This window comes from Arthrobacter sp. CDRTa11 (assembly GCF_026427775.1).
In the GTDB taxonomy this organism is placed as follows: domain Bacteria; phylum Actinomycetota; class Actinomycetes; order Actinomycetales; family Micrococcaceae; genus Arthrobacter.
Window position 1 is genome coordinate 1,247,656 of the sequence record NZ_CP044532.1, and the last position, 22,951, is coordinate 1,270,606.

The following is a 22,951-nucleotide window of genomic DNA, read 5'->3' on the forward strand; positions in this document are numbered from 1 at the left end:
GAGTCACCATTGGTTTCGCAAATCGCGGATGCCTCGCGGGAGTGAACTTTGCCCGCGACAAGGGCCTGGACCTCGCGTACGATCCGGGCAACCTGTTCCATATCAACCAGAACATCAAACCGGTGGCCTGAAACGCGGTAAGCCCCAACCTCAAGAGGTCGGGGCTTACCGGGTGAGACAACGGGCTAGGAGGAGGCGTCGCCGTCGTGTTTCGTTGGCCGGTAACCGGCAAGTTCGGCGCGGATGTCGCCCTCCTCGTGCCCGCCCTTCTTCTTGCCGAACGGCAGCGCTTTCAGCAGCGGATGCACGATTGCCATGACCACGATGCCCCAAGCGAGCCCGATGACGGCTGAGCACAAGGTGTTCACGAGCCAGGCCAGGAAGCTGCCAACCACCGCGATCCCCTCGAAGGGGTGCTCGAGGACATGGACGATGTCATACGGACCGTGCCAGCCGAGGTCATAGGCCCCCTGCAGCATGATGTGGCCGCCTACCCACAGCATGGCGATGGTCCCGATGAAGGTTATTGCGGCCAGCACGGCGGGCATCCCCTTGACCAGCAGCTCGCCGAAGCGCTTGGAGCTTGCGGAATCCTTGGCCGCCAGGTGCAGGCCGATGTCGTCCATCTTGACGATCAGGCCGACGGCGCCGTACACGAGCACGGTGATCACGAGGGCCACGACCACCAGGATGATTGCCCGGGACAGCAAGGAATCTGCGGCCACCTCGTTCATTGAGATGACCATGATCTCGCAGGACAGGATGAAGTCGGTGGTGATGGCGCCCTTGATGACCTTGGCCTCGGCCTCAGGGCCGCGTTCAACGGCAGGAGTATCTTCCTCCGCGGTGTGGTGGCCGCGCAGCTTGTGCCAGACTTTTTCGGCGCCCTCGTAGCAAAGGTAGGTGCCGCCCAGCATGAGGATGAACGGGATGGCCCAGGGGACAAAGGCGCTGACCAGCAGCAGGGCCGGCAGGATGATCAACAGCTTGTTCCGGAGCGATCCCCAGAAGATCTTCTTGATCATCGGCAGTTCGCGGGACGGGTCCGCCCCGGACACGTATTGCGGGGTGACGGCGGCGTCGTCGATTACCACGCCGGCGGCCTTGGCCCCCGCCTTCGCCGCTCCGGCAGCGACGTCGTCCACCGAGGCGGCCGCGATGCGGGCCAGGGCTGCGATGTCGTCCAGCAGGGCGACCAGACCGCCGCTCACAGATCGCTCCCGTACTGTTCGACGGCGGACGGCTGAGTGTGGTTGCCTCGGTCAAGGCGTGTGATTGGCATGTTTGGAGTATATCGAGGGCGGGCGGCCCCTTCGACGAGGGCGTGCCTTATGCGAGTGATGCCAGCACGGATAAGTCTCGCTCAAGGCTCAGCAACGGCAGGACGTACGACGGCGGCAGCGGGTTGCCCCGTGCCATGCCTCTAGCCCCCGGTGGAGCCCGGGTGGACAATTAGGGCATGGATGACCCGCTGGGGTCGGTCGAGGGTGTGGAAGCTATCGAGTTGGAGCGCCTGCGGCGACGCGCGTACGGACGGGATGGCGACATCGCGGGGGATGTGGCGGCGCAGGCTCGGCTTTCCGAACTGGAGGCCGCCCAACACCGACAGCTGACTCCCGTCATCGAACCCACCCCGAGCGTCCCCGCCCCGGTCCGGGAACGCGTCCCGGTCGCTGAGCCGGTCGAAGGGCCGCGATCTACTTCGACATCGGTCCCGCAGGCTGTCGACGGAGCCCCCGCGGCACCGTGGTGGCGCCGCCGCCGCTGGTTGATGATCCTCGGCGGCGCCACCGCTGCCCTCGCCCTGATCACGGTTCACGTCGCGTTGCTGTTGCAGCTGCGTGCTGATGAGCCCGCTGTCGTCCCAGAGGCGCAGCACCGTGGGACCGCCTACGTGCCCGCAGCGGACTTCAGGCTCGCATTGAAGTCGGTCGGCGCGGACACCGATGAGCCCCAAGACAGGCTCGGCACTCTCGACGCGATGGGTCTCAATGCCAATGAGCTGCGGCAATACGAGAACTTCAACGACTTCCGTGTCTGGAGCGGAGAGTCCCGCTACGGCATGGTCTGTCTGCTCGTGGAAGATCAGGGGATTCGCGAGTATAACGGTGCCGAAGGGTGTTCCCCCAAAGGCCTCGATACCGTCGCGGAGGTGATGTGGTTCGATGCCCAGGGTATCGACCGATTCGTGCTCAACGGCGATTACGTCGAGGTCTACGTGTTCCACAGGGCCGCCGACCCGCCGAAGGCTAGGTAACGCGCCGCGCCAGTCGCTGTTGCGACGTTTGTTCGAAACCGCCGCTCATTCAGAGTGGGAGGCCGGCCCTGATCTGGATGAGGGTGAGGTCCAGCAGTGGCGTCGGGACGTTGAGGCTGCGGGCCCTGCCGGCGAGGTCGCCCAGGATGTGCTCGGCTTCCGAGGAAAGCCCGGCGGTGAGGTCCCGGTACAGGGAGGACGTGAAGGCCGATCCCGGCTGGGTGAGTATACCGACCGCTTGTGCATGAGCGGCATCGGAAACAGGATGTCCTGCCGCAGCGGCCACCGTTTCGGTTTCGCTGATGGCCTCCAGGATCCTGGGCTCCCCGCCGGCGTCGAGTATCCGTCCCACCGGCGCCCGGAACAGGCAATTGACGATCCCCGCGGCAGCGATGAAGGCCCATTTATCCCACAGAGCACCCAATATGTCGTCGACTACCGAGAAGTCGACGGCGGGCACGTCCAGAGCAGTGGAAACATCAGATGGGACAGGGTTTCCGTTCAGCCCGCCCACCATGAACGAAGTGAGGGGAACCTGCTGGCGGACCACATCGCCGTCGAGCGTGGCAACGATCCGGGCCAGGCCGCCGAGCACCTGTCCCGGGTACTGCTGCTCAAGCCGGTCCACATGGGCCATGCCGTTGAGGATTGGAATGATGGTGGTTCCGGGTCCCACGAAAGCGCCAATCTCGCCTAGTACGCCGTCCAACGCGCTGGCTTTGACCGTGACGAGGATCAGATCGAAGGCCTCCGGCCCGTCCGGTGCCGTGATGGTCTTCACCGGGTGCGTCCGGTCGGCGGTGGGGGAGACGAAGCGCAACCCGTCGCGGAGAAGGACTTCCTGCCTCCGCGGACGCACCAGATACGTGACATCCCGTCCCGCTTCCTGCAGGAGCGTACCGAACGCCCCGCCTGTGGCTCCGGCTCCGACGACGAGTATCCGCATGGGTGCATACCTTCCGGGGTGGACTTCAAAATAGTTGACCGGGCACAGGAGCCAGGGAACAGTTGACGAGGCTTTGTGTCCGATGTTCCAAGGCTAGGCGGTTTCAGACGGGCCTCCCACCCGCGGCACCAAGGCAAGCGCCGCCGTCGTGAATTTACGACGGCGGTAGGGCTGCGCGGCAAACGGTTCCACGTTTCGTGTCGTTATGGACCGTTCGGCTGCCGGCCGGGCCGTATCAGGAGGACGACGCTCGTGGCCAGGACCCAGACCATGAAAAGCAGGAAGCCGACGAAAGCGGCGATGCCGACCACTCCCTCGATGGTGGTCTGGAATACTCCCGCGAGCGCAATGAGCTGCAGCAGGGCCGTGGCGGCAGCCACCCAGCCCAGCCACCGCGGTAGCGCCCGGGTGGTCAGGATGGCCACCGCCGCCCCGAGGAACATGGCGATACTAGGGGGCAGGATGGCCGCACCCACCCACTGGTTGAGGACGGCGAGGGCGGGCAGCACCGCCGGGTCGGACTGGCCACCGGATGCGTACTGGATGAGCACCAGGTGCAGGCCCCCCGAAACCAGCATGAGTGCCCCCACGGCAGTGCCGGCGGTGAGGACCAGAGCGGCGAACATCCCGGCCTGGCCCTCCCATCGGCGCAGCCTGCTCCAGAGGCCAGCCAGGAACACCAGGAATGCGATGTCGGCGATCAATCCCAGCAGCAGCGAAAGCCGGTGGCCGGTGCCCTCCGCGGCAAGCTGGGCCGCGATGTCCTCCGCCGGGCTGTCGCCACTGGGTACCTCGGGCGTGAAGATGCTGGCCACAACCAGGGCGGTGAACACCAGGCCAGCCGCCGCGGTCCAGCGGTCCGGCCTCCCGGTCACCCCATCCGGTCTAACAGGGCCCGCTGTTTGGCCATCCGACGGTTCGTAATTCGCTCTGGCATCCATGGCGTTCCTTCCCTTGCGCTGCGCTCTGGGGCGTACTGCAAGCACGAAGAAGAATGCAAAACTTACGATCAGTGTAGGCCTTTCGCGGGTGGCAGTCTGCAGGGTAAATATCCGGTGAACAGGGCTTCAGTTCAAGTCCGATTGGCTGCACGCCGAAGCTGGACTGGTCGTTTCAGGAACCTTTAACGGCCGTGGCGGCTGTGGGTACTCCGGCCCTGATGCGGCGCCGGCGTCGGTAGCGCAATTGGAGCCACGCGGCGGTACCCAGCAGCAGGACGGCTAGCAGCGCGAGGCTAACGTACAGCCATCCGGGGTCAGGAGTCGTCGTTTCCACTGGGGGCGATGAACCGGCATCAGGGAAGGTGATCGTTGCCTGGGCACGTCGTTCAAGCAGTCCGCTATGCAACGTGATCCCTGCCTCCCAGGGACCGGCGGGTATCTGCTTGTCCAGGACGATCGTGACGGACTCGGTGGCACCGATCGCCACGGTCGTGCCGAGACTGGCAGGGAACGGGCCCGCGCTGAGCCCGCCCGGACCCCCTGAAAGATCCAGGGTCCCGAACATGTCCAGGGCCCGGCCGCCGGTGTTGTGGACGGACGCACGGACGGAGGGTCGGCCGTCGGCGGTCCGCTCAGCCGTTAGCGAGTCGACCGTGAAGTTGGCCGGGGGCGCCCCGCCGGGCCCAACGGATAGGTAGAGACGGATACCGACGCGGCTGACTTGAGTGACGCCGCCGCCATTGATGGGACTCAAACGCGCCTCGGCCCATACAACGCCATATTGCTCCCCGGGAGCCGCGTCGGCCGGGACGGCGATGGTTACGGTGGCGGTCACCTTTCCGCCGGCCGGGAGCGTGGACGTGCCCGGATCGACAGACGTCCATGTGGATAAGTCGTTAGGCGTGTCGCCGGGGGCGCCCAGGAATGAGCCACCCGAAATGGTGGCTGCGGAAGAATACAGTGCAACAGGGGTGGAGGAAGCGGCTCCGTTCGAAACCTCGATCCGCCGCTGAATAACCGTTCCAGGGGCAAGGTGGTCCACGATGTATAGCTGTGCCCGCGGATCGTTCGCGGCACCGGACGGGGCGTCGAGGAGCCGCAGCCCGAGGCCTGCGGCAGGGAGTTGGCCTGTCGGGGTGTTCGTGGACGCGTCCACGGGCACCCCGGCAACTAGGCACAAACCGACGCCGGCGATAATGCACAACATGGACCGCATGATGCGTTGCCATACGCGGGGGAGGAACGCTGGCCGTCCCACGTGCGAGTACGTGCCCAATCGGTGGCTAGAGAAGGGAGTGGGTGATTGTCGCCGAGTAGATGGCGGCGACCGCGCCTCCCGGGACTGCGACACTGATCGTCGGGTTCCATGTCGCGGAGTTATCCCCGGTGATCCCGGTCGCCGTGACCGCAGGAACTACACCGACGAGGCTGGCCGGGTCATTCGCTGTGTAGGTCGCTGTGCCCACTTTAGTGATTGGTCCGGCCGTGTAGCCGACAGCGCTGGCAGCGATGGCCGTTCCAGCCGGCGCAGGGGTGAAAGCTGTTGAAATGACGCTCGCAACCCAACCCGAACCGGCAACGGAGCTGCGGGCATCATTGACTTGCACCTGGCCCAAGGGTCCGCTGATCGTGCCCCCGCCCACAGTGTTCACGCGGGAGCCAAGGCTACCGGCGTCGGTAGGAACGCTAATTGCGAGGGCACCTCCAGTGACTTGGATGGTGGCGGTTGTCGGATCCGCCGAGGCGGGCAGAGCCATACTCCCGGCGAGAGCTGCGGAGAAGGCAAGGACGAGCGCGGCGCGGGTGATTGAACCCATGAGTGGAACCCCAATTTGCTAGAGACAGGATGAGTATTAGACCAGGATGAAGCGCTTGACGCGTCTGTCGACATTCACTGTGGACCGGAAGGAAGGTCCAGCTACTTGCTGGTTGCCCGCTTCCAGCCTGCTGATCGGCTCATCGCGTGAGAGCAATAAGAAATCCGTTCTGCAGCCCCCACCATGAACGGATATCACCAACGACGTGGTGCGTAACGTCACTGTGTGCCTCTTTCGGCTGAAAGTCAATTAATCCAGGCACAAGCGACTGCTTCTGAACGTCTTGCTGCATTGTGAAGTGCGCCCCAGGCTTTGATCGAAGGTGCAGGTCAAAAATGACCATTGCTGACGCTTGAGGCAGGGTCGGCGGCTGCCAGGTCCCTGATCTTGCTTATGCGGGTTTTGGTTTCTGGGTCTGCCTCGAGCATCGCGTAGACCGGGGCGCCCGCGGCCTTGAAAACGGCAATCTCGTCCTCGGTCGCAGTGACAATGGTGCCTCCCTCCTTGCAGAAGCTAGCGGCGTCATTCGCCGCGGCCGTCATGGCGCCGGCCGCCCAAGTAGGGGTGGCTGCCGCGGCGTCCTTGAGTACCTGTCGCTGGGCCTGGCTCAGGGACTGGAAGGTTTTGGCAGTCACCTTTGCAGTCATTGCATTCGATGTCACGAGAAACGGGGCGTGAGGGCCGTGAACGAAGTTACGCCCTCGGTGTCCCAAGCGCGGGCGGGAACGAGGGCCATATCGAAGTCCCCGGTCATCACTCCGCGTGCCACGGCCTGATCCCAGTCGGCTTTGTCCTCGCCCACTGCCTTCCACACCGGTTCAATGAGGATCCTGCCGCCAGAGAGTTCCTTCGCCTGGCGGGCGCGGATACTGAACCAGTAATGCAGAATCGTGGATGCAACATGTAGCTGGGATTGGCGGTTGGCGGAGTGCATCCCGATGCAGCCAAGAATGGTGCGTTACTCGTTCAGTGCCCGCTATCACAGCCCATTCGTATTCCGCTTGGGGAGTCGGCGGCGCTTCCGGTCCAGATGACACCGCCTCCAGGGCAGAGCATCACCTCGAACGCCTGGCCGTCATGCAGGGCCCGCAAGTGGCGCCCGTCATCCTCGACCACTTCCCAGCCGGCCGCTGGCAGCGCTAAGCGATAGTGCCGCATCACATCAAGGTTAACGTCTCCCGTGAGCACAAACCTTCGTTCACAGCCACCGACACCACTTACGCCGCCGCCACCGAAATCGCCGACATGACTGATGGAATCGAACGCGCGCTGGGACTCACGATCTGCACTGGCCATGGGCTCTTCCGTGCCTTCGATCACGCATTGCGGAGCCGATTCGTAGTGCACCTCAAGCTTCTGTCCAACTGCCAAGGGGGTGACAGCGAACATCCCGACCAGCATGAGGACCGGGATGGCCACGGCCGTCAGCCGCATCCACCGTCGTGTTGAGAGCATCAAGCCGATCAGGGCGAACATCGCGACCAGACCGAACGCCAATCCGGAGGGGCCGGACGTCAACCCCCAGGTGAGCGCCTCGAATGCGGTATCGGTGACATCGCCGTATATGCTCATGAATCCGTAGTGGACCAGCACAGCCAGCAGCGCCAGTCCTGCCCCAATGACGAGCAGCACCACGGCAGAGACGGATCGGCCGGTCATGGGCATGGCTCATGGTAGGTTCCGCCTGATCAAATGTACACAGGCGCCGTTGACTCGTAACTTCCGGGCGGCTTTCCTGCTTGCCCGGTGTAGCCGCAGCATCTACAACGGGCTGAAGCCAAACAAGGTTTTTCAAGGACAGCGGTCCAGTGCCTGTTCCGACGACAAAGCGTTCATCGATCGCCACATTTCCATCCTCATCAGCATTACTGCAGCCCCTGTCCCCGGGAGAACAGCAGTCGGGAACTTTGCCCCCTATGCCGCTGGCTGGTTTGTGATGGAACTGTCTTTGCGTAGGTGCGTTGGGATCGCCAGAATGGCTCCTCTTCATTCATGTTGTGTCCTGGCTTCTCCAGACACCCCTACCCGGACCATGACTGCGGGACCGACCGTCCGGCGAGCCATGTTTGAGCGTATAGACCCGCTCCGCGAGATGGGTGTACTTTGAGCTGTGGAAGGCTTCAGGCACTCTTCGGACGCCGACCGTGAGTTTTATGAGCTCCGCAGGCGGGCATACGGTCCGGATCCAGACATAAGTGTCGACCCTCCGGGCCTAGCGAGGTTGCGCGAACTTGAGGCGGCGGACCGCGCTGGCGTCGATTCTCTGCCGGTTGCCCCGGCGAGCGGGAATGCGGCTGATTCGGAGGCCCCCGCGGACGCTGCCTCGATAGAACATCCGGTGCCAAGGTGGAGTCGCCTGTACTGGGCCGGTGCCGCACTGGTCCTCGCGGGAGGGATCGTTACGACGACTCTGCTGTTATCCGCGCCGCGTCCTGATGCCACTCTTCATCCGAGCGGGGCCGCGGTCGATAACCGGCTCCCCGGACTGCTGCTTAGGGGAGCACCCCTGTTGAAGATCGAGGCTTCAACCCTCCGCGGATACGGGTCGTATCTCGGTCTCGAGATCTATTCCGGGGTGAACGCGTTCGACTCGCCGTGTCTCGTGGCACTGCACCAGGCGAGCGGTAATCTCTCAGACGTTCGCTGTGCTCCGGCTCCAGCAGATCTCATGATGGACGTCGCCTCATCCCGGGATGGGTTTGAAGGATTCGAAGGACGCGCCGGCGACGGCATCATCCGATTCGTACTTCGTGACGACACGGTGGACGCTTACGTCTACCTCACTCCGGAGGAGGGCTGATGGACCCATCCTCACCCCGGTCCGACGCTCAGCGGGAGCTGGACGAGCTCCGCAGGAGGGCATACGGTCCGCAGGCAGATATCCAGTCCGACCCTGCAGCACTGGTAAGACTGGCGGAACTGGAGGCGGCACGCACTGCGAGTCTTCGCGCCGCCGCCGGCACCGAAGTCACAGCACCCGCTGCAGCCCCGGATTCCGGGTCAGTTGCTCACTCCACCTGGAACACATTCATTGAAGAATGGCCGGAACCAGCAACCAGCATCGCACCCGTGGCGGAGCCCAGCACTGGATTGATGTCCTCAGCCTGGCGTCGTCGCATTGCGACACAAGTCCGCCGTTACTCATTTACGGCCACCGCGCTGGCAGTCTTTGTTGCCGTCTTTGTTGCCGCTGTGTTCACCGTGGCATGGATCGTTAGACCGCATCCCGATGCCACGTTGCGTCCGATCGCAGACGAGGCTGACAGCGCCGTTTTCACAATGCTGTCGTTCCTCTCAACGCTGGAATTCCCTTGGGGGGAAGCTGCCGGCCAATCCAGCTTCCGCGGCTATCAACAGTATCGGGGATTCGAACCCTGGTTCTTCGTGGACGGACGGGGCTACCGGTGCTTCATGCTCATCGATCGTTCCGGTCCTTTTGTTGACGGCGCCAATTGTGTGCCGCCCGGGGTCGATCTTTTTGCAGACGTCGGCGGGCAAACCCATTCGGGTGATGATGCCGTGATGGGCCTCCCGAAGGGGAGCGTCGTCCGGTTCCACTACCGCGGCGACTCCGTAGACGTCTTCCTCTACCCCGCATCGTCGGAGGCAGAATGAGGCGCGGGCCCGGAGAGACGGGCCGCCGGCTCAAATGCCCTGAACAGAAGAGCGCCAAAAATCTCCGAAGATCAGACCGGTTATCGCATCGTTTCCCGCGACATGGTGTGACCGACCGCGCGGTTCCGAAGGTTCCGGATCCCCCCTAGATCGCCCGAAGACCAGTGGTGAAGGGCAGGTTCGCGGCGACGACGTGGGGCCAGTAAGGTTCCTGTTCCACTCGACAACCCGGTGTGGTACGAATGGGACGAGCGCAAGGAACCGTCTTGCACTTTAAGGTTGGTTCGAATATTTGGAAAGGTAAGGACTAAAGTGCTTGTACTCGGAGTTGTTCTACTAATCCTTGGTTATATTTTCAACATTGGAATCCTGATAACTATTGGGTGGATTCTGGCTGTTATCGGCCTCGTGCTTTTGGTGCTCGGTGCAGTCGGACGCCCTCTTGCCGGAAGAAAGTACTGGTACTAATCGCGCGGTTCTGAAGTCGCTTGAGTCGGTCCTCGAACTGCACCACCTGCACCGTGGATCCCGTACTAATGGATGGCCGTCCCCATATTCTCTTAATCCCGAACGATTTGCAGTTGAGAGACTATGGGTTGTTAGACAGCATTTCGAGACATCCATGTCCGTGTCGCTACTTGGATCTTGGAAGTCAGTGGGGGAGTGGCCTGCTGTCTCGTTAATCGATCGTATTCGAGACGACTTCTATGACTCGCCGTACCGCACTCGACGCCGCGACGAGGAGAATGTGGGTCAGGTCGGCAACCCTGGGCGTCGCTGAGCGGTGACGAGGTAATTCGGTTGGGTCGCGTCGTACGTGGACCCTGCGAGGCTTAGACCTGCGGCCGCGACATCGGCTAGGAGTTCCGCATGGTGGAAGGGCCAGATCGGCAGCAGTTCGGTCGTCACCTGCAGCTGGTCACCGTCCTGGAGTGCTGCCACCGAGATCTGTAGGTGGTGTTCGGCGTCCCATGAAGGCGGCACCTGCCAGGAGTACACAACCACTGCCTTGCGGCCGGCGCGTTCCACGAGCCGGTTCCAGACGTCCAGCCTGCTGCCGGCTGAGCGGATCTGCTCCCAGTTGCGGGAGTTCAGCGCCAGCATCCCACCTGGCGCCAACACGAATGCCATACCGTCGAGTGCGGCGCGCCGGCCACTGCGTCCGACCGCGTGCGCGAGCGAGTTCCCGACGCACAACACAGCGTCGAACCGGTCCTGCCAGCCTTGATCGGGTAGCTGGTCCCAGCGGCATACCCGCGTCGACAGCTCGACTCCGTGAGCGCGAGCCAGCACCTGGGTCCGCTCGACCATCGCCGGGCTGGCATCGCACGCGGTGACCCGGAACCCGGCCTCAGCCAGCCCCACCGCCAGCAACCCAATCCCGCAGGCGCAGTCCAAGATCTGTCCCCCCGGGTCGAGCCCTGCCGTCACCATCTCGAACGCCTGCGCATTGCCCGCCGGGGACGCCTTAGCATCCGGTACCAGCCACTCATACACGGACGCCAATGCCCCGTAAGCAGCCTCACCCACAGTGATCCCTCCCCACGCACATCGGGGCAGGCCCCTTGTCGTTTTGTTTGCCTTCCTGGCCGTTCATCGTAGATCGCGCGGATGCTCGGTTCAAGGTTCAAGGTTCAAGGCTCGATCGCGCCTAGCGGCGCAAAGCTCTTCCTCCACCGGTGGGCCATGCGCGGGCTGCTGGCCATCGCATACCCCGATCCACTGAAGACGAATCGAGAGGCCTCAAGCGCTCGTGCATGGTCCGCCCCAAAACCGGTCCTCCAAGGACGCAGCAGGAAAACATGCTGAACTCTTTCAAAAGTGCGGGCTTCCGGTCAAGGTGCCCTATTCGCACGGTCAAAAACGACCATTTGGGACCGAACGATCCAAATTGGAGGAAAGGGTCACGCAGCGCCAGAATTCAGGCATCTTCTCGTGCTCAATTCGATTCCACAACCGTTTTTGACAGCCTGGGCTAACGGCTTCAAGGAAGAAATGCGGGGAAAATCCAGTACCCCGTAAACGGCCCGGGCGTAAAGCGGGACCTGGCCGACGGCGGACTCCATTGGTTCCCCCACTCCGCTCGACGCCCGGCCCGCCGTCGGTCCCACGACCTCGAGGGTTAGTAGTGCAACTAGTGCAGCTACCGATTCGCGCTCACAGGAGACCGCAGCCTATGCCGAGTCAGGCTACCGCGAGGGAACCATCAGCCCGGGCCGCTCCTAGCCAGCCGCAGGCTATCTCAAACCCGGCTAACAGGGGTGGATCGAAGCGTGCTGCGTAGTTATGGGGGCGCTACTGCAGTTCGGTGTCAGCGGCTTTTCTTACGATCTCGGCAACTCTGGCTTCCTCGGCTGTATCCAGTTGTGTGATGGCCCAGCTTGTCGGCCACATATTGCCGTCATCAAGGGCGGCGGCCTCTTGAACTCCCAAGGTTGAGTACCGTGTTCCGAACTTGGCGGCCGCTTGAAAAAACAGGACAACTTTACCCTCGGAATTGGCCCACGCGGGCTGCCCATACCAGGTCTTCGGAATCAAAGCCGGTGCTGCCTCGGCCACGATCGCGTGTATCCTTTCGGCGATCACACGCTGGTCGTCCGGCATCTCTGCAATCTTTTCCAGCAGGTCCTCAAGGGCGGCGGCCGCTTTCTTGCCGCCCTTCTCAGCGCGCAGCTCTGCGGCGCGTTCCTTCATTGCTGCCCGCTCCACCTCGGTGAAGCCTCCTGACCCGCTCGCGTTCATGGGGTTACCTTTCGTGATGATGTGCGCGCCCCGAGTCTATGACCGGTCCGGCCATGCCGGAAGCATCCAACATTTGAAGAACGTCGCGGCGACAGTACGGGCAGCCATGCTCCACCCTATGAAAGCCCGAAAGCTAAGGCAGCCGTACAAGCCCGCTGAGACTCTCCCAAGTCTTGGTCTCGTTGTTGAGAACTGTCGTGCCAGCGCCGGATCCTTTGGCCTCTCTCAGCCCGAACTGATAGCCATCTATGGAAAACTCTTGGAATTTCCCTATCGCATCAGCTGGTCACTTGTCGGACCTGAACACGATGGAGTCGAAGACGGCGCGTGCCTCTCTCGTCAGCTCCGGATTGATGGGTGCGTGGACGGCCACCCACTCCTCTCTCGTCAGCTCCGGTTGGGCGGGTGAGTGGTATTGGGCCACCCAGAACATAGCGCGCTGGCCGTTCAGGTCGACCACCCGGTAGGTTTCGCGTTCATCCTGACTCGAGTACCAGCGTGTGCAGTGGTACAACATTTCTGAGTGGATGCAGAACCTGCCGCTGTCGCAGGCTGTTATGTCCACGTCGCCCTCGACGGAGTGGTCGAACTCGAAGCCGGAGTAATCGCCCACCACGACCTTAACGGGAGGTGTGCTCGCCGTGGACGTCTGCGCCGTCAGCGCCTCGACGAAGGCCTCAGCCGACGGATTGACCTCGACGAGTGCGTCCTGCCACGCGCATGCGTCCGTCGGCACATGGTCGGAGGGCCACCAACCCACGTAGACCGCCGCTTTACCCGGCCGATCCGGGTCGTCCTTGCCGAGGCCGAGTTCGCCGCCCGACCAGCCGTCTGGGACGGTGATCTCGAAAGGCTCCGTGAAGCTGGTGACGAGGTATGTGCCGGCGTCGACGTCGCCGCTCTCAGGGAGCGGTGGGATGCCGCTGGCATCCGTAGTCGGAAAACTGGCTTCCGTAGTCGGAATACTGGCGGACGGGAGGGAGACGTCGTCGGACTCATACTCGCACCCGCCGAGACTTGCAATCAGTGCCATAACCACCAGGGGCAAGAGATGGCGCGACCGCTGATCGGCCTTTCCAAGGGGTGTCATGGAGCTCATCGATTTTCCAAGCCGCTACAGGGTACTGTGAGGCCCCGCAGCCGGATGGCCCCGCGGGCGGCCCGAGATGGGATGCCGTCGCCTCAAGTCTCCTCCAGCACAGTACCCGTGACAATGACGAGTTGTACGGTGATCAGTTTCGACTCATGCAATCCCCGAAATGACAGGAAGCGCCCTGAAGCCGTGTGGAGGAAACGCCAAATTTGAGGCAGCTTTTCCCCGCCCGGGTCTAACTAGCTCGAGAGATCTGGCGGTAGCCTACGTCTCATAACCCTTGGGAAACGAGACGTCTCGCCGACTGAGCATTACGAAAAGGGCAATCACCTTTAATTTCCGTGAAGTCAGACGAGTTCTGGCCACCGACGTGGGGCCGCCGGTGGTGGATCTATTCCCCATGCCCGGAGGAATTGCGCTCAGCGCCTCGTCTCGTACCGGGTCAGGACCACGCCGCCGGGAAACGTCCGCGTCTCCACCAGGTCCAGGTTCACCCAGCGGTCCAGCGCGGTGAAGAACGGCGTGCCGCCGCCCACCAGGACCGGATACGTGGCCAGCACGTACTCGTCGATCAGCCCGGCCCGCATGGCCGCCCCGGCGAGCGTTGCGCCGCCGACGCTCATCGGGCCGCCGTCCTCTGCCTTGAGCCTAGTGATCTCGGCGATCGCGTCGCCGCTGACCAGGCGAGTGTTCCAGTCGACCTTGTCGATCGTGGAGGAGAACACCACCTTCGGCGTGTCCCGCCAGTTCCGCGCGAACTCGATCTCCGCCCGAGTGGCGTTGGGCTGCTGGTCGCCAGTGGGCCAGTAGGAGCTCATGGTCTCCCAGAGCTTGCGCCCGTACAGCGATAGGCCGCTCGCCCGCTCCTGATCGAGCCACCACTGGAACAATTCGTCGCTCGGCCCGCTCCAGCCAATGTCGTCGCCGGCCGCGGCGATGTAGCCGTCCAGGGTCAGATTCATGCCGTAGATCAGTTTCCGCATGGCGCCAGCCTTCCGTCAGTCGGTCTCCAGCGTATAGTCCGGGCGCGGCGCGGGAAACTCGTCGGTGCGCGATCGAATCGCAGGTCAGTCCTCATGCTCGGGGGTCAGCGTGGCATACTCGACCGCCTCCCGCCTCCCGCCTCCCGCCTCCCGCCGCGCGACGCCCTGTCCAACATGAATACGTCCAGCCCGGTGGAGGATCAAGGCCTTCAGAACGTCTACGTTCGTGATCCCGACGGTAACCATTGTCTTCGGTTGCAGCGCTGTCATCGGTTCGCCCGAAACCGAAGAGGCTTAGGCTTCATCGCGATGCAATTCGGGAACAGTCCACTCCGGGGCGTCCCACCTGCCAGGAGATATCCCCGCGTATTGACTGCCTGTAGCCCGAGGAATAACGTCTGCCTTAGCGGGGTCATCCACCCCGTTTTCCACGGGATAAGGGGCCGGATCTGGGCCGCTCCTGCATTGCGATGGAGCCAGAGGAGGACTCTGTGTGGACGTCATCCTGCACCGCAGTTACATCGCCATGAGCGGCCGATGGGATAGGAATCCAGGAAAGGAAATGACCATGCCGAAGTATCTGTTTGAAGGAACATACGTGGGCCAGGGCATCAAGGGGCTCATGCAGGAAGGCGGCACCAAGCGGCGTGACGCTCTGGCGGAGGCCCTTAGCTCGGTCGGAGGATCGCTGGAGAGCTTCTACTACGCCTTTGGTTACTACGACGTCCTTGGCGTTTTTGAGGCACCGGACGATGCAAGTGCTGCAGCACTGTCGCTGCTGATCAATTCGACGGGAAACGTCAATGTCCGCCTGAAACCGCTCCTGACCGTCGAAGACCTCGACGAAGCCGCCAAGAAGTCGCCGTCCTACCGCGCCCCGGGACAGTAGGGGAGCCCGGCACCAAGGCCGGCAGGCCGGCGTCGTGAAGTACGACGGCGGCCGGCGGCTTTGAGCCGCTGCGCAGATTACACAGCGTCCCTAGGCTTCCTCCCCTCCCGTTGGAACGCCCTCACAGCTTCGCTCACCGTTGGGTAGAAGTGTTCGGGAGAAAAGCGGGCGGCCATGCCGTACTGCAGCAATCTGTCTTTAACCGGACCTTTTAGCTCGGCGAACACCAGGTCCACGCCGTGCCTGTCCAGCCATTCGTCAAGCTGCACCAGCTCGTCCAGTGCCGTGGTGTCGATCCCTGTCACGGGCTCCGCCGCCAGAACCACGCGTTCGGTGCCAGGCGCCGCCTGGTCCAGTTCGCTGCGAACGAAGGCTCCCAGCAAGGATCCGTTGCCGAAGAACAGCGGTGCGTCGAAGCGCAGGATCAACAGGCCAGGGACGCGTTCCCCTTCCGGATGGCGGCTCACGTCGTGGTATCCCGGTACCCCAGGCACGTCCACCAGTTCGGCACGGTAAGGGTCCCAGGCCCGCCGCAGGAAGTCCAGGATTGCCAGGCCAACGGCGACGGCAATGCCCGGGAGGACCCCCAGGATGGCGACCCCCAGGAACGCCGCGAGCATCACCAACGATTCACTGCGGCTCATGCCGATGAGCCGCCATACGCCGGCGGGGTTGGCTATGGCTGCGGCTGCGGCGATGACAATGGCGGCAAGGGTGGCTGCCGGCAGGAACTCGGTGACGCCGGGCGCCATGAGCATGAAGCCGAGCACCAGGACGGCGCCGACCACCCCCGTGAGTTGGGATTTCGCCCCGGACTCCACGGCCACCGGTGTGCGGGATGTGCTGGCCGAGATGGGGAAGCCACCCAGCAGCCCGCTGGCAGCGTTTGCCGCACCCAGGGCTGCCATTTCGTGGTTGCCGGATACCTTGCCGTCCTCTGCCGCGGCGAGGGATTGGGACAGGGTTCCGGTGTCGACAAACACGATGAGGGCGATCGCGGCGGCGGCGGGCAGCAGTGTGAGGACGTCGGCCCAGCCGATTCCGCCGAGGGCCGGTGCGGGGAGTCCCTGCGGGAGTGCGCCTGTGACCTTCACGCGCTCCTGAAGTCCCAGCAGGGCCACGGCGAGGCAGGACACAACCACCGCAATGAGCACGCCAGGAACCTTCCATTTCAGCCAGCGGGGAACCCAGATCAGCGCCAGCGAGGCCAGGCCGAGCAGCACTGCCGGCACATTGGTCTCGCCGGCAAGCACCTTTGGCACGGCGGCGAGAAGTTTTTCCCAGGGCGTGCCGTCTTCGACGGATATCCCCAAGATGGTGGGTAGCTGGGACACAACTACCAGCAAGGCGATGCCATTGAGGTAGCCGAGCCGGATGGGTTTCGACAGCAGTCCAGTGACGATCCCTAGCCGCAGGGCCGAGCCGCACAGCAAAATGACACCTATCAGTATGGCCAGGAGGCCGGCCAGGGCCACGGATCTCTGTTCGTTGGCCGCTGCCAAGGGAACCAACGCCGCAACGATCATCGGGGCGAGCGCGGAATCCGGCCCCAGCACCAGCACACGCGACGGCCCTACTGCCGCGTAGACAAGCAGGGGCACTACCGTCGCGTAGAGACCGGTCACCGGCGGAAGGCCGGCCGCCTGAGCGTACGCCATGCCCGCGGGGACCAGGATTGCGAAGAGCGCGATGCCTGCCACCAGGTCGTGGCGCATCCACTCGATCCTGTAACCACGCAAGGCTGGCGGGACCCACCAGGCCCGAGTCTTTCCGAAGCGGCGCATCTCCCGATCATGGCACACCTGTATCCTGACAAGGCAGGTTGAATGGCTACAGCAGCCCTCAACCAAGCTCGGTTCGCGGCCGGATGACGGTCCGGAATCCTGGGCCCTCGCCTTCCAGGTCGTCGAATCACCGCCGCGATTGTCAGTCTCCGATCGGCCCAATGGACTCTTGGAGTGGACCTTTTATCACTACCAACAAGCCAGCTCCCGGGGAAATCCCGACGTCGGTCCTCAAGCCCTCACACGGAGCTGCGGCGGATGAGCCCGCCGTCGTGACCTGGGCCGAGGCTGGTGTCAGCATGACCGCGCGATGGCGTTCGGCGAACGGCAGACCGGCGCCGACGCGCATCGAAGTGGTCTCCGACTCTCTCACGGCCGATGACGCGAACCGGATGGCGTCACAGGGGATCGCGATGCTCTGGCACGGTGACTTCCACAACGCACGCCAGATCCTCAACGCCATGGACCGGCGGATCGGCGCGGGAAAGAAAGAGACCGCAGCAACTCCGGCCGAAAAGTTCTATCGGCACCGCCAGTCAGCCTCGCATCGTGCCCGCATTCTCGGCCTGCTGCTGATTCCCCTGGATCCAGGTCCGGTGGTGCCGCTGCGCCGCGCACCGGACATCCGGCAGGCCGCCGCTGAAGCGTACGGCGAGATCGGCGAACCTTCCGTTGTATCCCTGCATGAGCTTGTCGGGGCCATTGGCGCCCACGAGTGGCGGCGGAAGGGCGTGTACGTCGATGCCCTGCAGGGCCGCATCCACCCGCACTACGGCACGTTCTTCCCCACCCGCAGTGAGTATGTGGATCTCGTGGCCGCCGCTCCGCTGCCCTCTGACACGCTGGCGTTCGACGTCGGAACCGGCACCGGGGTGCTCGCTGCCGTCCTCGCGCGCCGTGGCGTCCGCCGCGTGGTGGCGACGGACAATGAACCGCGCGCCATAACCTGCGCTGGTGAGAATTTCCGGAACCTCGGCGTCCAGGACCGTGCCGAGGCGGTCCTGACCGACATGTTCCCGCCCGGGCGGGCACCCCTCATCGTCTGCAACCCGCCCTGGATTCCGGCCACGCCGCATTCCACCCTGGACAACGCCGTCTATGATCCCGGGAGCAGGATGCTGTTCCGCTTCCTAAACGGACTATCCGACCATCTGGAGCCCGGCGGTGAGGCCTGGCTTGTCCTCTCCGACCTGGCCGAGCACCTTGGCCTGCGGACACGTGACGATCTGCTTGACGCCATCACGGCGGCCGGGCTGAAGGCGGTGGACCGGCTGGACACCAAGCCAACACATCCGAAGGCGTCGGACCGCGACGACCCGCTGTTCGCGGCGCGCACGGCCGAGGTCACGTCGCTGTGGCGGCTTGTTCGCCGATAGTTGCCAGGTCCCGCAACGAAGGTCAGACTGATGGCCGCTTTGAGTAGCCGAACTGGGGCACTTTGACACGGACACGCCGCGGATTGAGCAGGTTCGGGGCCGTGTGAGCGTCAATGTGCCCCACGACGGCGCCCCCTGACAGTCCTTAAGGGGCTGGCGCGTCGAGAGAGTCGAGGGGGCGGAGGCTGGCGACGTAGGCCTCGGCCTCAGCGACAGTGACCAAGAAGAGGGCGAAGACGCCGTCGACGAGGACGGAGGCTGAGTTGCCTCGGCTGCTGATGACGATTCCCTTTGGCAATTTGGCTACTTCCTTCCCTGCAGGTTGTCTTCGTTGTTAAACAGAGTTCGTTGTGCCCCATCTGTGGGATTGCTCAATTCGGGCTCAAAGAAAGGACTACCAGCGCGAGCTGCACGTCCTTCCCTGCCGTCGCCGTTCCCAGTGGCGGCGCCAAAATCTATAGTGGGACATGGCCATGTTGAGGGTTTCGCTTCGCTTATCAGCGGTGTCGTTTGCGGTAACCGGTGTGTTGCTCATCGCCGTGACGTTCCTGCACCCGAGTATTTTCGATCGGCCGATCGGTGACGTGGTCCTGGAATCCGCGGCGTGGTGGGCTCCCGTGCACCTGGCTGGCTTGGTTGTCTTTGTTCTGACAGTTTTCGGAGCGACCGGCCTTGTTGCCGCCCATGGGGAGCAAATGGGCCGGCTGGGACATGCGGGCCTGGTAGTCACTCTGGTGGGTGCGGGCTGTACCAGCGGTCTTGCCGCCGTCGAAGCGGTAGCATTCCCGGTGCTTGCGGAGCGGGCTCCTGACCTGCTTCGGCTGGACGGACCGCTGCTGGCTTCCTGGCCGATGATCGCCGTCGGCGTTGCAGCTCTCGGATGGTTTGTGGGTCTGGCGATGATCGGTGCCGCGGCGGCCCGCTGCTCCGTTTTCCCCCGCGCAGCCGGGGTGCTGCTGGCAGTCAGCAGCGTTCTGTTCCTCGCCCTTGAGGGTCCGTTCGTTCCGGTGTTTGGCCTGCTCGCGGGCGTGCTTTTCGGCGCCGTCCTGATCTGGTGGGGCTGGCTTTTGGGGAAAGCCGCTGCTGGATCTTCCCCGATGCCACAGCACTGACGCAAGGGCCGCCACCACAGGTGGAACGCTCCGATGCTGATTCTCTCGTAGGTGCCCGGGACGAGGTTCGGGCCCGGAAGGTATCCGCGTGTCTTGACGGCCCGGGAATCAAGGGGCTCATGCAGGAAGGCGGCAGCAAGCGCCGCGACGCTTTGAAGGAGGCCCTCAGCTCCCAAGGGGGAGTGTGACACCCTGCCGGCGGCCGCCGTCGTGAATCACGACGGCGGCCCGCTCCGGAACGGGACTGAGGGTAACCGTGTCCTGCGCCTAGCCGGTTTGCGCACCGTCTCCGGTGTCCTCCCACATGACATCCAGATTGTGGAAGATCACGGGTCCATCGCACAGTGCCGCCATCTTGGCAGCGAACTCCGACGTTTCCGGCCGGCCGGAATTCTCCATTGCGGAGTCAAAGGAATCGAAGTCGACGATGGTGAAATAGGTTCCCGGGTGGTCCCGGTCTGCCGTGGCAACAATGCGGCGGAACGTGGGCTGGGTGCTGCCCTCGGTTCTTGAGGGACGGCCCAGCTCTTCGATCTCCTTGATGCGGGAGGTCTTGAATTCGATGATCTGCACAAACCCGGCCATGACAGCTCCTCGACGGCGGTGGACAGTGATGCAGATCACACTAGTCCCCACGGCGGACGGTGCAAAGGGGAGAAATGCCCTATTCAGACCAGCTGCTGCGCGTGGTTCTTCCGCTGTCTGGAGGTGATCCCTCTAAAGCTGTGGGACGCACTCGCCGCGTTTTAATGATCCGGGCTGCCTTGTAATTGAGCGGATTGACGACGGCGGCGGCGGTTCAATATCGTCCTGCTCCCTGGACCGGCGTCAACGTGCCACAGTTATCGAGTGAAGCGGGCAGTAGATTTTTATGCGGCTATCCTCCAGATAATTGGATTTATGACACTCGGCCTGTATGGAGTGTCCCGATTCCAAAGCCAGGACCCCCGCGGCGTAGCTGTTCTTACCCTGTTAGGGTGCGGCCTTTTACTGACGCTGGCCTACGCCGGGTGGCACTATCGCAATGTCAGAAACATGCGCCGGATGGCCGCGGGAGAATCGTTCCGTGCGCACACCTTTCATTCACATGCCGCTGCAGAGTACGGACATGCGCCCGAGACTGTTTGGCAGCTGATCAGGCCCGCCGAGGCTGCCATGCTCATAGATGGTGCTGCCCAGGCATTCAAAGTGCCGGGTACCCCGGATGGGGAAGGCGAGCGGCAGTGCTTCATCTCGGCAGATGGCGAAGTTTCGGTCATTGAAGTTCTCAGTGAAGTTCCTGGTCGCTCCGCCGTGACGAGAGCGGTCTGTTCGCCAGATCTCCCGTCCGCTATTACGACGTACATCCTGGAACCCACCACGGTTGGTTGCAGGCTGACGATGGAAACCCTGATTGACTTCCCGGTACCAATGTCGGCTGTCCAGAAGCAGGCGATACGGGAGTACGAGCGAAGCTTTGTGGAAAAAGTCGGGCACTTGCTGGACAGGCCGTCCGTGCAGAAGGACCACCAGAACCCTGGCGGCGGGTAATCTGTGGCCCCAATCGCCACTGGAAGGTAGCGATCTCATAGCCGGGACACTAGGAGAGATTTTGGCACCCAGCCAGCGTGCCGCCGTCGTAAATCACGACGGCGGCCCGCCGCGCCGGTGCGGCGGGCAGGACCCGCTACCCGGCCACCGCCGCCTTCGCCTCCTGCTTGGCTTTCATCCACTCGCTCATCCACGGGGCCCGGACGCTGGAGGTGATCCGGCAGTCGGCCACGAAGGTTCCCTTGGCGCCGGCGTCGATCCAGTCCTGAAGCGCGGCAAGGTCCGCCAGCGAGCGGATGACCGCCGAGCTGGCACCGAGCGCGCGGGCGACGCCGCTGAAGTCCACCTCGGGGATCAGCATGGGCTTTTCGGTCAGGCCCTGGGAGCCGTACTGATGGATTTCGGCTCCGTAGGCGGCATCGTTGTAGATCACGACGACGGCGCTGCTCGCCGCCGCAATGAGCGATTCGAGGTCGGACAGGCCCATCAGGAAACCGCCGTCGCCGGAGGCCAGCACCAGGGTGCGGCCGTCCTCCACCGCGCGGGCGGCCCCGACGGCGCTGGCAAGGCCCAGCCCGATGGTCTGATAGGCGGTGCCCACCATGACCAGGTCCTGGGGCCGCGGGATGCGCCAGTACATGGGTGCCCAGCCCATGAAGTGCCCGCCGTCCTGGACCACCGTGCGGCGCTCAGGCAGCATCGCATCCAATGCCGTGGCAAGGGAGCGCGGGTCCAGCCGGCCGTCCGGAGTCTCCGCTGAGCCTGCCTCGTGGCCCGGTCCTTCGGCCAGGCGTTTTTGGGCTTCGGCGCGCCAGGCTTCTGAGCGGGCGTCCACCGAAACGCCGTCATCCAGCAGCCGGAGGAGGCGGCCCGCCGCGGACTTCACATCCGCGCTGACGAACGTGTCCACCCTGGGGTGCGTCGGCTGCAGGGCGGTGTCGATCTGGATGACAGTGCTGTCCGGGCCGAGCAGGTGCCCGAAGCGCATGGTGAAGGGGGTCAGGCTGGCCCCGGCCACCAGGACCACATCGGCCTCAGCCATGAGCCCGGCCGCAGTATCCGTGCCGAAGCCGCCGGCGACGCCGAGGTACCCGTCGCCCTGGAGGAGGTTGAGCGCCAGGGCGGTTCCGGCGGTCAGCGCGCCCAGGCGGTCGGCGAGCTCCCGGAGCTCCGGGCCGGCTCCGGCGAGATGCGCACCGCGGCCGGCGAGGACCAGCGGCCGCTTCGCCCCGGCGAGCAGGCGGGCCACCTGCCCAAGGCCGCCGTCGACGTCGTCCATCACCTGGGGTGCCTGCGGCTCCACGAGGTCTTCTTCCGCAGCCTCCAATGCCGCGAGGTCGTAGGGAATGGCAATCACGACGGCGGTCCGCTTGGTGAGCGCGTACTCCACCGCCTGCCGGGTGATGGAGCCAGCGGCTTCGCGGGTGACGGTGAAGGTGGCCGCGCCTAGGCCCGCGGCGATCGCTGTCTGGTCCACGTCCCAGGGCCGGGCGCCGCTGGTCGGGGCGTCCCCGGTAACCAGCACCACGGGGATCTGCGCCTGGACCGCCTCGGCGAGGGCGGTGAGTGCGTTGGTGTAGCCGGGGCCGTAGGTGGTGGTGCCCGCTGCGAGACGTCCCGAGGCCCGGTAGTAGGCGTCGGCCGCTGCGAGGGCGGCGCCTTCATGGCGGACGGGGGAGAAGCGCAGGCCCAGCTTTTCCGCGGCGTCCAGGAAGTGGACGTTTCCGTTGCCCATGACGCCGAAGACGTCGCTGAGGTAGCTGCTGAGAACCTGCGCCACGCGGCCGGAAACGGTAAGTGAAGTCATGCAGGAATCTTCTGCCCTAGTCTCCAAGTAGGCAATAGAGGCCGTTTCAGTTGGGACAA

23 protein-coding genes are annotated in these 22,951 nt (G+C 63.9%); 7 read left to right on the forward strand and 16 right to left on the reverse strand.

Annotated features, from left to right (window positions below; translation table 11 throughout):
• Positions 1–185: 185 nt before the first annotated feature.
• On the reverse strand, positions 186–1,211 hold the full coding sequence (locus F8G81_RS05800) for a DUF808 domain-containing protein (RefSeq protein ID WP_267278059.1): 1,026 nt from the start codon (positions 1,209–1,211) through the stop codon (positions 186–188).
• A 248-nt stretch (positions 1,212–1,459) separates the two neighbouring features.
• Between F8G81_RS05800 and F8G81_RS05805 the strand changes: the two genes are divergently transcribed.
• Positions 1,460–2,257 (forward strand): hypothetical protein, encoded by a 798-nt coding sequence (locus F8G81_RS05805; protein WP_267278060.1) that lies wholly within the window; start codon positions 1,460–1,462, stop codon positions 2,255–2,257.
• Between the two features lie 49 nt (positions 2,258–2,306).
• On the opposite strand, the gene F8G81_RS05810 is transcribed toward F8G81_RS05805, so the two are convergent.
• The 7 genes from F8G81_RS05810 to F8G81_RS05840 all read right to left on the reverse strand — a co-directional run bounded on the left by F8G81_RS05810 (position 2,307) and on the right by F8G81_RS05840 (position 7,620).
• Positions 2,307–3,203, reverse strand: a complete 897-nt coding sequence (locus F8G81_RS05810; RefSeq protein ID WP_267278061.1) for a ketopantoate reductase family protein — start codon at positions 3,201–3,203, stop codon at positions 2,307–2,309.
• A gap of 203 nt (positions 3,204–3,406) precedes the next feature.
• Complete coding sequence (locus F8G81_RS05815; protein ID WP_267278062.1) at positions 3,407–4,144, reverse strand: DUF4386 family protein; 738 nt, start codon at positions 4,142–4,144, stop codon at positions 3,407–3,409.
• A 172-nt stretch (positions 4,145–4,316) separates the two neighbouring features.
• Positions 4,317–5,351, reverse strand: coding sequence for a hypothetical protein (locus F8G81_RS05820; protein WP_267278063.1), 1,035 nt, complete (start codon positions 5,349–5,351; stop codon positions 4,317–4,319).
• Between the two features lie 76 nt (positions 5,352–5,427).
• A complete protein-coding gene (locus tag F8G81_RS05825) occupies positions 5,428–5,961 on the reverse strand; it encodes a hypothetical protein (protein WP_267278064.1) in 534 nt (177 codons plus the stop codon).
• Positions 5,962–6,290: 329 nt separating this feature from the next.
• Positions 6,291–6,596, reverse strand: coding sequence for a hypothetical protein (locus F8G81_RS05830; RefSeq protein WP_267278065.1), 306 nt, complete (start codon positions 6,594–6,596; stop codon positions 6,291–6,293).
• 23 nt (positions 6,597–6,619) lie between these two features.
• Complete coding sequence (locus F8G81_RS05835) at positions 6,620–6,895, reverse strand: hypothetical protein (protein ID WP_267278066.1); 276 nt, start codon at positions 6,893–6,895, stop codon at positions 6,620–6,622.
• Positions 6,896–6,927: 32 nt separating this feature from the next.
• Positions 6,928–7,620 (reverse strand): hypothetical protein, encoded by a 693-nt coding sequence (locus F8G81_RS05840; protein ID WP_267278067.1) that lies wholly within the window; start codon positions 7,618–7,620, stop codon positions 6,928–6,930.
• A gap of 679 nt (positions 7,621–8,299) precedes the next feature.
• Between F8G81_RS05840 and F8G81_RS05845 the strand changes: the two genes are divergently transcribed.
• Together F8G81_RS05845 and F8G81_RS05850 are read left to right on the forward strand one after the other, a co-directional pair.
• Positions 8,300–8,761: a hypothetical protein gene (locus tag F8G81_RS05845; protein WP_267278068.1), complete on the forward strand. Its 462-nt coding sequence runs from the start codon at positions 8,300–8,302 to the stop codon at positions 8,759–8,761.
• Positions 8,761–9,576 carry a hypothetical protein gene (locus tag F8G81_RS05850; RefSeq protein WP_267278069.1) on the forward strand — a complete coding sequence of 272 codons (816 nt, stop codon included), beginning with the start codon at positions 8,761–8,763 and terminating at the stop codon, positions 9,574–9,576. Before F8G81_RS05845 ends, F8G81_RS05850 begins: the two co-directional genes overlap by 1 nt.
• A 753-nt stretch (positions 9,577–10,329) precedes the next feature.
• On the opposite strand, the gene F8G81_RS05855 is transcribed toward F8G81_RS05850, so the two are convergent.
• From F8G81_RS05855 to F8G81_RS05870, 4 genes are all read right to left on the reverse strand, one after another.
• Positions 10,330–11,106, reverse strand: a complete 777-nt coding sequence (locus F8G81_RS05855; RefSeq protein WP_267278070.1) for a class I SAM-dependent methyltransferase — start codon at positions 11,104–11,106, stop codon at positions 10,330–10,332.
• Between the two features lie 765 nt (positions 11,107–11,871).
• Entirely contained in the window at positions 11,872–12,318 is a 447-nt protein-coding gene (locus F8G81_RS05860; protein ID WP_267278071.1) for an iron chaperone, read from the reverse strand.
• 286 nt (positions 12,319–12,604) lie between these two features.
• Positions 12,605–13,417, reverse strand: a complete 813-nt coding sequence (locus F8G81_RS05865) for a hypothetical protein (protein ID WP_267278072.1) — start codon at positions 13,415–13,417, stop codon at positions 12,605–12,607.
• Positions 13,418–13,830: 413 nt separating this feature from the next.
• A complete protein-coding gene (locus F8G81_RS05870) occupies positions 13,831–14,394 on the reverse strand; it encodes a dihydrofolate reductase family protein (RefSeq protein ID WP_267278073.1) in 564 nt (187 codons plus the stop codon).
• Positions 14,395–14,962: 568 nt separating this feature from the next.
• Here F8G81_RS05870 and F8G81_RS05875 point away from each other — a divergent pair.
• Positions 14,963–15,283: a GYD domain-containing protein gene (locus F8G81_RS05875; protein WP_267278074.1), complete on the forward strand. Its 321-nt coding sequence runs from the start codon at positions 14,963–14,965 to the stop codon at positions 15,281–15,283.
• A gap of 77 nt (positions 15,284–15,360) precedes the next feature.
• On the opposite strand, the gene F8G81_RS05880 is transcribed toward F8G81_RS05875, so the two are convergent.
• The gene (locus F8G81_RS05880; protein ID WP_267278075.1) at positions 15,361–16,998 is read right to left on the reverse strand and encodes a SulP family inorganic anion transporter; all 1,638 of its coding nucleotides are present in this window, start codon (positions 16,996–16,998) and stop codon (positions 15,361–15,363) included.
• A gap of 368 nt (positions 16,999–17,366) precedes the next feature.
• Here F8G81_RS05880 and F8G81_RS05885 point away from each other — a divergent pair, with 368 nt between their 5' ends.
• Positions 17,367–18,443 carry a methyltransferase gene (locus F8G81_RS05885; protein WP_416377133.1) on the forward strand — a complete coding sequence of 359 codons (1,077 nt, stop codon included), beginning with the start codon at positions 17,367–17,369 and terminating at the stop codon, positions 18,441–18,443.
• Positions 18,444–18,588: 145 nt separating this feature from the next.
• Here the strand turns inward: F8G81_RS05885 and F8G81_RS05890 are convergent, their stop codons facing one another.
• Positions 18,589–18,741 (reverse strand): hypothetical protein, encoded by a 153-nt coding sequence (locus F8G81_RS05890; RefSeq protein WP_267278077.1) that lies wholly within the window; start codon positions 18,739–18,741, stop codon positions 18,589–18,591.
• A 169-nt stretch (positions 18,742–18,910) separates the two neighbouring features.
• On the opposite strand from F8G81_RS05890, the gene F8G81_RS05895 reads away from it, so the two are divergent.
• Complete coding sequence (locus F8G81_RS05895) at positions 18,911–19,555, forward strand: hypothetical protein (protein WP_267278078.1); 645 nt, start codon at positions 18,911–18,913, stop codon at positions 19,553–19,555.
• Positions 19,556–19,822: 267 nt separating this feature from the next.
• Here F8G81_RS05895 and F8G81_RS05900 read toward each other — a convergent pair whose 3' ends face one another.
• Positions 19,823–20,140 (reverse strand): hypothetical protein, encoded by a 318-nt coding sequence (locus F8G81_RS05900; RefSeq protein ID WP_267278079.1) that lies wholly within the window; start codon positions 20,138–20,140, stop codon positions 19,823–19,825.
• A 315-nt stretch (positions 20,141–20,455) separates the two neighbouring features.
• Between F8G81_RS05900 and F8G81_RS05905 the strand changes: the two genes are divergently transcribed.
• On the forward strand, positions 20,456–21,085 hold the full coding sequence (locus tag F8G81_RS05905) for a hypothetical protein (protein ID WP_267278080.1): 630 nt from the start codon (positions 20,456–20,458) through the stop codon (positions 21,083–21,085).
• 136 nt (positions 21,086–21,221) lie between these two features.
• Here the strand turns inward: F8G81_RS05905 and F8G81_RS05910 are convergent, their stop codons facing one another.
• Positions 21,222–22,892, reverse strand: coding sequence for a thiamine pyrophosphate-binding protein (locus tag F8G81_RS05910; RefSeq protein WP_267278081.1), 1,671 nt, complete (start codon positions 22,890–22,892; stop codon positions 21,222–21,224).
• Positions 22,893–22,951 lie beyond the last annotated feature (59 nt).

Bases quoted from the DNA above. Each gene is read 5' to 3' on its own strand.
- F8G81_RS05805 (WP_267278060.1), top strand. From the start codon at position 1,460: ATGGATGACCCGCTGGGGTCGGTCGAGGGTGTGGAAGCTATCGAGTTG.
- F8G81_RS05810 (WP_267278061.1), bottom strand. From the start codon at position 3,203: ATGCGGATACTCGTCGTCGGAGCCGGAGCCACAGGCGGGGCGTTCGGT.
- F8G81_RS05815 (WP_267278062.1), bottom strand. From the start codon at position 4,144: ATGGATGCCAGAGCGAATTACGAACCGTCGGATGGCCAAACAGCGGGC.
- F8G81_RS05820 (WP_267278063.1), bottom strand. From the start codon at position 5,351: ATGTTGTGCATTATCGCCGGCGTCGGTTTGTGCCTAGTTGCCGGGGTG.
- F8G81_RS05825 (WP_267278064.1), bottom strand. From the start codon at position 5,961: ATGGGTTCAATCACCCGCGCCGCGCTCGTCCTTGCCTTCTCCGCAGCT.
- F8G81_RS05835 (WP_267278066.1), bottom strand. From the start codon at position 6,895: ATGCACTCCGCCAACCGCCAATCCCAGCTACATGTTGCATCCACGATT.
- F8G81_RS05840 (WP_267278067.1), bottom strand. From the start codon at position 7,620: ATGACCGGCCGATCCGTCTCTGCCGTGGTGCTGCTCGTCATTGGGGCA.
- F8G81_RS05850 (WP_267278069.1), top strand. From the start codon at position 8,761: ATGGACCCATCCTCACCCCGGTCCGACGCTCAGCGGGAGCTGGACGAG.
- F8G81_RS05860 (WP_267278071.1), bottom strand. From the start codon at position 12,318: ATGAACGCGAGCGGGTCAGGAGGCTTCACCGAGGTGGAGCGGGCAGCA.
- F8G81_RS05865 (WP_267278072.1), bottom strand. From the start codon at position 13,417: ATGAGCTCCATGACACCCCTTGGAAAGGCCGATCAGCGGTCGCGCCAT.
- F8G81_RS05870 (WP_267278073.1), bottom strand. From the start codon at position 14,394: ATGCGGAAACTGATCTACGGCATGAATCTGACCCTGGACGGCTACATC.
- F8G81_RS05875 (WP_267278074.1), top strand. From the start codon at position 14,963: ATGCCGAAGTATCTGTTTGAAGGAACATACGTGGGCCAGGGCATCAAG.
- F8G81_RS05880 (WP_267278075.1), bottom strand. From the start codon at position 16,998: ATGCGCCACGACCTGGTGGCAGGCATCGCGCTCTTCGCAATCCTGGTC.
- F8G81_RS05885 (WP_416377133.1), top strand. From the start codon at position 17,367: ATGACCGCGCGATGGCGTTCGGCGAACGGCAGACCGGCGCCGACGCGC.
- F8G81_RS05895 (WP_267278078.1), top strand. From the start codon at position 18,911: ATGGCCATGTTGAGGGTTTCGCTTCGCTTATCAGCGGTGTCGTTTGCG.
- F8G81_RS05900 (WP_267278079.1), bottom strand. From the start codon at position 20,140: ATGGCCGGGTTTGTGCAGATCATCGAATTCAAGACCTCCCGCATCAAG.
- F8G81_RS05905 (WP_267278080.1), top strand. From the start codon at position 20,456: ATGACACTCGGCCTGTATGGAGTGTCCCGATTCCAAAGCCAGGACCCC.
- F8G81_RS05910 (WP_267278081.1), bottom strand. From the start codon at position 22,892: ATGACTTCACTTACCGTTTCCGGCCGCGTGGCGCAGGTTCTCAGCAGC.